Annotated in this window: 6 protein-coding genes and 1 pseudogene; 5 read left to right on the forward strand and 2 right to left on the reverse strand. The window is 49.3% G+C overall.

Annotation, left to right across the window (positions count from 1 at the left end):
• Positions 1–114: 114 nt before the first annotated feature.
• Positions 115–1005, forward strand: a complete 891-nt coding sequence (locus NNN71_RS23525) for a LysR family transcriptional regulator (protein WP_271459476.1) — start codon at positions 115–117, stop codon at positions 1003–1005.
• Positions 1006–1009: 4 nt separating this feature from the next.
• Here the strand turns inward: NNN71_RS23525 and NNN71_RS23530 are convergent, their stop codons facing one another.
• Positions 1010–1594, reverse strand: coding sequence for a GDP-mannose pyrophosphatase (locus tag NNN71_RS23530; protein WP_163445610.1), 585 nt, complete (start codon positions 1592–1594; stop codon positions 1010–1012).
• Positions 1595–1754: 160 nt separating this feature from the next.
• On the opposite strand from NNN71_RS23530, the gene NNN71_RS23535 reads away from it, so the two are divergent.
• The 4 genes and pseudogenes from NNN71_RS23535 to NNN71_RS23550 form a co-directional block, all read left to right on the forward strand.
• Positions 1755–2081, forward strand: a complete 327-nt coding sequence (locus tag NNN71_RS23535) for an antibiotic biosynthesis monooxygenase family protein (protein ID WP_271459472.1) — start codon at positions 1755–1757, stop codon at positions 2079–2081.
• Positions 2074–2466: an amino acid-binding protein gene (locus NNN71_RS23540; protein ID WP_271459473.1), complete on the forward strand. Its 393-nt coding sequence runs from the start codon at positions 2074–2076 to the stop codon at positions 2464–2466. The genes NNN71_RS23535 and NNN71_RS23540 overlap by 8 nt, the downstream gene beginning before the upstream one ends.
• The gene (locus tag NNN71_RS23545; RefSeq protein ID WP_271459474.1) at positions 2463–3173 is read left to right on the forward strand and encodes an ArsR/SmtB family transcription factor; all 711 of its coding nucleotides are present in this window, start codon (positions 2463–2465) and stop codon (positions 3171–3173) included. Before NNN71_RS23540 ends, NNN71_RS23545 begins: the two co-directional genes overlap by 4 nt.
• Positions 3174–3234: 61 nt before the next feature.
• A pseudogene (locus NNN71_RS23550) lies at positions 3235–3561 on the forward strand (LD-carboxypeptidase); the annotation flags it as partial.
• A gap of 18 nt (positions 3562–3579) precedes the next feature.
• On the opposite strand, the gene NNN71_RS23555 reads toward NNN71_RS23550, so the two are convergent.
• Positions 3580–4023, reverse strand: a complete 444-nt coding sequence (locus NNN71_RS23555) for a VOC family protein (protein ID WP_271459475.1) — start codon at positions 4021–4023, stop codon at positions 3580–3582.
• Between the last annotated feature and the right edge of the window lie 1023 nt (positions 4024–5046).

Genomic DNA, 5046 nt, shown 5'->3' on the forward strand with positions numbered 1-5046 from the left:
AATAAGGGCAGTGTAGAGTGGTTTATTATTCAGAAAAATAGTGAAAAATGTTCATCACTATTATTAAATTAGTAACAATGGGGCGATGACAGAAAAGGGGCGTGTACTATGCAGATGAATCTATTTGAAAATATTAAAATATTTATCGAAATCATCGATTCCGGCAGTTTCACTCAGGCCGCAGAAAACCTGCAAATTCATCGTCCCGCTGTGACCAGAGCGGTACAACAGCTGGAACAACATAGCGGGGTGCGGCTGCTGCAACGTACCACGCGCCGCATCTATCTGACGCCGGAAGGCGAAGAGTTTTATCGGCGCAGTAAGCCACTGCTGTCCCAGGCCGATGATTTACTGGAATCCTTTTCACCGGACCGGCCGCTACATGGTCAGTTGCGCGTTGATATGCCCATTGCCTTTGCACGCCTGGTCGTCGTACCTAAACTGCAGGAATTCTATCAAGTTCACCCGGATCTCGAGATTATCCTGAGCAGTAGCGACGTGCGTCGTGACATGCTGCGTGACGGTCTTGACTGTGTGCTACGTGTAGGAGAGCTAGACGACGGAGACTATGTGGCTCGCCCATTGGGAACCGTGAAAAGAATGACCTGCGCCAGCCCACACTACCTCGCGCAATACGGCACGCCAGAAACCCTTGCCGACCTTCAGCATCACCATGCCGTGAACTGGATTATCAGCAACGATCGCGAAGTGATTCCCTGGCACTTTGTGACACCGGCAGGCATTGAAGAGATCACCTTGCCGGGCAAACTGATCCTCGATAACTCAGAAGTGTACATTGCGGCAGGCCTCGCCGGGCTTGGCCTGCTTCAGGGGATGAATTTCTTCTTACAGCCGTATATCGACAGCGGCCAATTGGTGGAGGTGCTGCCAGACTTCCCGTGCCCGTCGCGCAAACTGTCGCTGCTTTACCCTCATCGCCATTTATCGCATAAGGTGAGGGTGTTTGCCCAATGGCTGGAAGGGTTGCTGGGCTGCCTGCGTTAATGGCTTAGAGAATGCCTTTGTGCGCCACGTAATAGAGCAGCATAATCGTTTTGCCATCAACAATTGCGCCGCTATCAATGGCGGCCAATGCTTCGTCAAAGGCCATCTCCAGTACTTCAATATCTTCGCCTTCCGCTGCCAGGCCGCCGCCGGTGCTCACTTTATCCCGAGCGGTATACTCCGCAATAAAAAAATGCAGTTTTTCAGTCACGGAGCCCGGGCTCATAAAGGCCTCTAAAACCTTCTGCACGTTGGCAAGGCGAAAACCGGTTTCTTCTTCGGCTTCCGCCTTAATACGGCTTTCCGCATCCATATTGTCCAGCAATCCCGCTGCCGTCTCGATTAAATACCCTGGATAGCCGTTCATGTAGGTTGGAAAACGGAACTGGCGGGTGAGAATCACCGTCCGACGTTCGCGATTGTACAGCAGGATCGTCGCGCCGTTACCACGGTCATAGACTTCGCGACTTTGCCGTTGCCATTCGCCGTTCTGCCGCTGTAGCTCAAAAGTATATTTTTTTAGCACATACCAGTCATCTGAGAGGGTGTCTGTCTTGATAATGCGTATTTTTGCGTTTTTTTCGTGCACAGGGGTTTCTCCATTGTTGAAAAACCATCATATACGGCACATTCGTGCATTATCAAGATAATTCATGCATTCGACACGGCTGACACATTTCGTTGGCTATCGAAGTATTCAACGTTTTCAAACGCTACAGTGGCCACCTCAATATATGTAGGAGGTTGTGATGATTGCCGTACTGTTTGAAGCACAAGCCGTAGCCGCCCACCAGAGCCGATACCTGGCGCTGGCCGCCGAACTGCGGTCCGAACTGGAAAAGGCCCCCGGATTTATTGCCATTGAGAGATTTCAAAGTTTGTCGACAGAAGGCAAAATTTTGTCGTTATCCTGGTGGGAAGATGAAGAGTCTGTTCGGGAATGGAAGCAAAATGCATTACATGCGGCCGCGCAACAAGAAGGAAAGCAGACCCTCTTCAGTGACTATCGTATTCGTGTCGCACAGGTCATTCGGGAATATTCATCCGATCAACGAGGGCACGCGCATCATGTATGATATTCATGTTATTTTGCGTGCTTGCCCAGGTGAACTGTCAAGATTAGGTACGACTCTGGGGCAGCACGGTATAGGCCTGGAAGGCGGCGGTGTTTTTACCGCAGGCGAGGTAGCGCATGCTCATTTTCTGGTCTCAGAGGGCGAACGGGCGCAACAGGTTCTGTGCGATGCCGGGATTCAGGTTGTTAGCGTTACCGAGCCATTGATTCGTCAACTCAAACAAGAACGACCCGGTGAATTAGGTGAAATCGCTCGCGTGTTGGCTGAGCAGGGTATTAACATCCTCGTACAGTACAGCGACCATGATAACCACTTGATTCTACTGACCGATAATAACCAACTGGCAGACAGTATCACTAAATCCTGGAGTGTGAATTTGTCATGAAGTTGCTTGAAGCAAAGCAGGAACTCGATGATGGCGAAGTTCTGCAACATGCGATGGCGGAGGTGGCAGCCGCCATCGCGGATCCCTCACGGGTTAGCATGCTTTGCGCGTTGATGGATGGGCGGGCGTGGACAGCAACGGAGCTGAGCGCGGTGGCGGATATTGCGCCATCAACCGCCAGCGCACATCTGAATAAGCTATTGAGCGGTCAGCTAATTAGTTGCCTGTCTCAGGGGCGACATCGTTATTACCGGTTAGCAGGGCGAGGAATCGCCTCGCTGCTGGAAACGTTGATGGGCGTGTCGATGGCAAGGACGCCGCAGGTCAAAACCAGTGCACCTGTTCATCTGCGTAAAGCGCGGACATGCTACGATCATTTGGCGGGAGAAATCGCGGTCGAGCTATATGCGTTTATGACGGAAGCGGGCTGGTTTATCCCCGAAAAGGAGTCATTATCAGCGACCGGAATCACTCGATTTGCCAAGATAGGCGCGGTGCTGGCGCCTCGTTCCAAACGAAAAGAAGCCTGTGGCTGTCTGGACTGGAGCGAACGACGAATGCATCTTGGCGGTAACGCCGGGGCAGCGCTGCTGAAGGCCTTCGAACAAAATGGCTGGATTGAACGTGTACCGGGTTATCGGGAGGTGCGTTTTACTGGCCCCGGAGAACAGGCGCTGTTCCATTTCTTTAATGTGAAGCTGAAATAACGCCATTGCGCTGTCGAATATTAATAAGCTATGTTTGGACTTTATTTTACGGACATCGCCGATGAATATTCGCATTCCCCCTAAATTATCTCCTGGTGATTTAATTGCTATCACAGCGCCTTCATCCGGGGTGCCTGAACATCTTCATCCGAGATTAGAACTGGCTATTCAGCACTTACGCAACCGGGGATATCAGGTCATTGAAGGGGAATGTCTACGACAGCAATTTAAAAATAAAAGTGCGGATAAACTCCTGCGCGCACAAGAATTGATGTCTTTTCTCGCGGCGCCGGAGGTGAAGGCTGTTATGCCGCCATGGGGCGGTGATTTAAGTATGGAGCTGCTTGAACTAATTGATTTTACACAGTTAGCGTATCTTACCCCAAAAAGTTGTAATCCGCAGCGTTCAGCGGTTCTCGCGTAGCCATGGAGTAATTGTCACGCCGGCTAACAAGCCCTCAGGGCTGAGCATTCGGGTTACCGTCTGGCCCCAGGGCTCTTTACGATTTGCGACTAACAGGCGATAACCCTGGCGTTGTAGGACATCAGTCGCGATATCGATATTCTCGACTTCAAATTCAATCCAGCCTTGAGGTACAGGAATATCATCTGGCCATATTGCCGAGCCGAAGCAAGATTGAGCCGCCTGGGATAAGGGCCACAGTGCGAAATGTTTCACGCCGTTTAGTTCATCAACATCCGTCAGCAGATAATCGCCGTTGCCGTCCATATGTTTTAACGGCAGGTTAAGCGCGTCGACGTAAAATGATTTGCTGCTTTGTGTATCGCGGGTGACAGGACCAAAGCCGGCGACAAACAAAACATTCAGAGCGGGTAAACCGGGAACCATACTTCCTCCTGAAGATACCGTGAACAATGCGGACATATCGTTAATTTATACATCAGGGGGTAACGAGGCAATGGCGGGTTCAGATTTGGTGATGGTCAACGCAGTATGGCGAGGATTTGAGCGGCGCAGTGAGCAAGATAATCATAACCACAAAATGCTGGATTCTGCCTGACTTCATGTTAGTGCGCATAATGTATATTATGTTAAATGGCCTACGATGGTAAAAAACTTCATATCTCTCCATTGCCTTTCACGAAATCAACAGGTTAACGATTTCTAACATCCCTCCCATTTCTTGCGTTAGGTGTAGAGTTCATTTACTTCATGTCCGCATTAACAATAAGGTTATCTATGTACTCGCTCAACCAACTAGTTGCCATCAACCACAAACGGCAATGGATTCTGATGGACACGGAAACCTGCTTACCGTTGTTGTACCCACTCAGATATCACATCGATCATTTGGCTTTTACAAGGGCTGCATTGTTTTGGTGGTAGGTTTGTTTAAAGTCTCACCATGGCCCTTCCTTTCCACTGGCAATCAGTTGGTAGACCTGGAAACGCCTGCTGATTGGCTGATCTGGTTCAATGAGCATGCAGCGCAGATTCGTGCTGACGTTGGTGAAAGTCGCCAGAGTTAGCTCCCGGCGCTGAGATACTGGTGAACATTTAAAACGCATTACTGGCGCAAGATATTGCCAATGCAATATCTAATCAATGAAACTGTCTTCTCAGCAGAGCCCAATGATTCAACAGACACTATCTGTTGAATCATTTATTCTAGAGCAGTCTGCTAACAAGAAAAAGACGATTGCAAGGACTAACTAATAACCAGTATAGACTCGCGACAATTGTTTACCCATAAGCGGTTAAATTAATCCGTTACAGACTCTATAAGCAAACCAAGTGCTATATTTAATTTCTCAGCCAACTCCGGTCTTGGTGGATTACACGCCCGGAGAAAATGCACAGCCTTCTGGATTGAATTTATTAAATCATTTTTGTGTTTTGCTACTTCTGTAT

Origin of the sequence: Kluyvera sp. Awk 3, assembly GCF_028069715.1 — a bacterium.
In the GTDB taxonomy this organism is placed as follows: domain Bacteria; phylum Pseudomonadota; class Gammaproteobacteria; order Enterobacterales; family Enterobacteriaceae; genus Kluyvera; species Kluyvera georgiana_A.